This is a genomic window from Photorhabdus sp. RM323S, assembly GCF_042879375.1.
GTDB classification, from domain to species: Bacteria; Pseudomonadota; Gammaproteobacteria; order Enterobacterales; family Enterobacteriaceae; genus Photorhabdus; species Photorhabdus tasmaniensis.
The window spans coordinates 1-2,870 of record NZ_JBHFKZ010000119.1; the positions used below are offsets into that span (position 1 = coordinate 1).

Genomic DNA, 2,870 nt, shown 5'->3' on the forward strand with positions numbered 1-2,870 from the left:
TACGGTGGCCGTATTGCGATCGGATTGGATTTTGTTGATACCACCGGGCAGGTTATTGATGCCTGTAATTACGGACAATCAGGAAAATGTGAAAAAGTGGCAGTTAAGGAATATAGTAAATTTGCTGGTAGAACGGGACTGGGAATGGCTGGAGGGTATTATGGCAGTATAGCAGCAGGTGCGGCATGTTTCGCTCTTGGAGCTGCAACTGATGGCTTGACGATGGGACTTTGTATGGCTGGTGGTGGCCTTGCAGGTGGTTATGCCGGTAGTAAAGGTGGCGACTGGTTAGCCGAATTTATTGTTGAACTATCAATAGGATACTAATATGAATAGAGTCGCTTTTATCATCTTACTTATTTCTTATATTTCCGCCCTTCTTCTCCTGGTTATATCTATAGTCATTTACAAAATAAATCAGAAAAAAATGGATGAAATTATTGAATTATATATAGGAAAAGGGCTTTGTTTGTCAATAGGCGTAAATATTGGCCGCTTTCTAGGTGTTCATGGTCAGTTTCAGGTTGCTACATTTTTCTACATGTTATTAACTGGAAAAAGAATGCGAATAAATAAACCTGATAGTAAATACATGTACCAAGAATCTTACGACTTTATTCAAAGTTTACCTTCCAGTTTAACTCATTGGATAAAAATATACTTCATTACCATTAATATAAGTGGAGCCTGCTTCTTTATATCAATAATAACGGGTTTATGTCTCAAATACTCTTATCTTTTAAACTAACAACTAAACTCAACTGAAATATATTGAAAAATCAATAGGATATTAATATGCACAGAATAATTCCTCTTATCATGTGAATCCGCCTAACAATGGCAATATACCTATTTGAAAAATACGCTTAACTATAACTAAACATTCAATCGAGCATTAATATGAATAGAATCACTTTTATCATTTTGCTTATTTTTTGCACTTCCTTTTTTCTTTTTCTTGCTATATCAATAATTATTTACAAAATAAATCAAAAAAAAATGGATAAAATTATTGAATTATATATGAAAGAAGGACTTTGTTTGTCATCAGGCGCATATATGGGTCATCTTATGGGTATTCAAGGTCAGTTTTATCCTGCCGTATTTTTCTATAGGTTATTAACAGGAAAAAGAATAAGAATAAATAGACCTGATAGTAAATATATGCCACAAGAATCTTATGATTTCATTCAAAGTTTACCTTCTAGTTTAACTCACTGGATAAAAATATATTTCATTACAATTAATATAAGTGGAACATGCTTCTTTATATCATTAATAACGAGTTTATGTCACAAATACTCTTATCTTTTAAACTAACAACCAAATCCAACTAAAATATGTTGAAAATTCAATGAGATATTAATATGAATGGAATAATTTATACTATCATGCTTATCCTTCACATTTTATTTATTGCTTCGCTTATTGTATCAATAATCATTTACAAAATAAATCAGAAAAAAATGGATGAAATTATTGAATCATATATTAGCGAAGGGCTTTATTTGTCAGCAGGCGTAAAATTAGGCCGATTCTTAGGCGTTCATGGCCAATTTCAGGTTGCTGTATTTTTCTATAAATTACTAACCGGTAAGAGAATGAGAATAAATGAAAAAGATAGCAAATACATGTACCAGAAATCTTATGATTTCATTCAAAATTTACCCTCTAATTTAACTCATTGGATAAAAATATATTTTATTACCATTAATATCAGTTGTTTGTTTTTCCTTATAATAATGATAATATTTTTATTAAAAAAATATGCTTATCTATGTTGAATATTTAACAAAAGGTTAATATGAATAGAATCACTTTTATCATTTTACTTATTTCTTGCATTTCTTTTTTTCTTTTTATGGCTATATCAATAACTATTTACAAAATAAATCAGAAAAAAATGGATAAAATTATTGAATTATATATAGAAAAAGGATTTTATTTGCCATCAGGAGTATATACAAGCCATCACATGGGTATTCAAGGTCATATTTATCCTGCCATATTTTTCTATAGGCTATTAACAGGAAAAAGAATGATAATAAATAGACCTGATAGTAAATATATGTACCAAGAATATTACGACTTTATTCAAAGTTTACCTTCGCATTTAACTCATTGGATAAAAATATATTTCATCACCATTAATATAGGTGGCACATGCTTCTTTATATCAACAGTAACGGGATTATGTCTCAAATACTCTTATCTTTTAAACTAACAACTAAACTCAACTGAAATATGTTGAAAACTCAATAGGATATTAATATGCACAGAATAATTCCTCTTATCGTTGTTATCTCTTACATTTCCTTTATTGGCTTTTTCATTATATCAGTAGCTATTTACAAGATAAATCAGCATAATATCAATAAAATCATTGAATTATATACAGAAGCTGGGCTTTATATGTCAGCGGGAGCAAGAATGGGCCATTTTTTAGGCATTGATGGTCAATTTTATGTCGCTATATTTTTCTATATGCTATTAACCGGAAGAAAAATAAGAATCAATGAGCCTGATAGTAAATATATGTATCAAAAATCCTATGATTTTATTCAGAAGTTACCAAAAAGAACAACAAATTGGTTAAAAATTTACATGACAACTATCACTATTAGCTTATTGTCTTTCGCTATTAGAATAGTATTTCTTACATATGATAAATATGCCTGGCAATTTTTCAATTAGGCATTTTTTAGACCAATTATTAAGCTGGATAGGATTATATAGGTAACTATGGACTTTAGAAGGCTATGTTTTTTTTGCGAATTTACTTATAGAGCATTTATTATTAGCATATCAGACTTAGTAACAATTGTTCCCGTTATTTTTTCCTTCTTCTTTTTAATTATATCAATAAATAT

At 29.2% G+C, this 2,870-nt stretch carries 5 protein-coding genes and 1 pseudogene; all 6 read left to right on the forward strand.

Annotated elements, in window-relative coordinates:
• Window positions 1–327: pseudogene (locus tag ACGF7G_RS21910) on the forward strand (hypothetical protein); the annotation flags it as partial.
• A 1-nt stretch (window position 328) separates the two neighbouring features.
• On the forward strand, window positions 329–748 hold the full coding sequence (locus ACGF7G_RS21915; RefSeq protein WP_133812873.1) for a hypothetical protein: 420 nt from the start codon (window positions 329–331) through the stop codon (window positions 746–748).
• Window positions 749–900: 152 nt separating this feature from the next.
• Window positions 901–1,320 carry a hypothetical protein gene (locus tag ACGF7G_RS21920; protein ID WP_133812872.1) on the forward strand — a complete coding sequence of 140 codons (420 nt, stop codon included), beginning with the start codon at window positions 901–903 and terminating at the stop codon, window positions 1,318–1,320.
• Between the two features lie 47 nt (window positions 1,321–1,367).
• Window positions 1,368–1,784 (forward strand): hypothetical protein, encoded by a 417-nt coding sequence (locus tag ACGF7G_RS21925; RefSeq protein ID WP_387468377.1) that lies wholly within the window; start codon window positions 1,368–1,370, stop codon window positions 1,782–1,784.
• A 119-nt stretch (window positions 1,785–1,903) separates the two neighbouring features.
• Window positions 1,904–2,224 carry a hypothetical protein gene (locus tag ACGF7G_RS21930; protein ID WP_242688709.1) on the forward strand — a complete coding sequence of 107 codons (321 nt, stop codon included), beginning with the start codon at window positions 1,904–1,906 and terminating at the stop codon, window positions 2,222–2,224.
• Between the two features lie 47 nt (window positions 2,225–2,271).
• On the forward strand, window positions 2,272–2,694 hold the full coding sequence (locus tag ACGF7G_RS21935; protein WP_387468379.1) for a hypothetical protein: 423 nt from the start codon (window positions 2,272–2,274) through the stop codon (window positions 2,692–2,694).
• Window positions 2,695–2,870: the final 176 nt, after the last annotated feature.

What these genes read in the sequence shown, in the direction of transcription:
- ACGF7G_RS21915 (WP_133812873.1), top strand. Translation starts at nt 329, where the DNA reads ATGAATAGAGTCGCTTTTATCATCTTACTTATTTCTTATATTTCCGCC.
- ACGF7G_RS21920 (WP_133812872.1), top strand. Translation starts at nt 901, where the DNA reads ATGAATAGAATCACTTTTATCATTTTGCTTATTTTTTGCACTTCCTTT.
- ACGF7G_RS21925 (WP_387468377.1), top strand. Translation starts at nt 1,368, where the DNA reads ATGAATGGAATAATTTATACTATCATGCTTATCCTTCACATTTTATTT.
- ACGF7G_RS21930 (WP_242688709.1), top strand. Translation starts at nt 1,904, where the DNA reads ATGGATAAAATTATTGAATTATATATAGAAAAAGGATTTTATTTGCCA.
- ACGF7G_RS21935 (WP_387468379.1), top strand. Translation starts at nt 2,272, where the DNA reads ATGCACAGAATAATTCCTCTTATCGTTGTTATCTCTTACATTTCCTTT.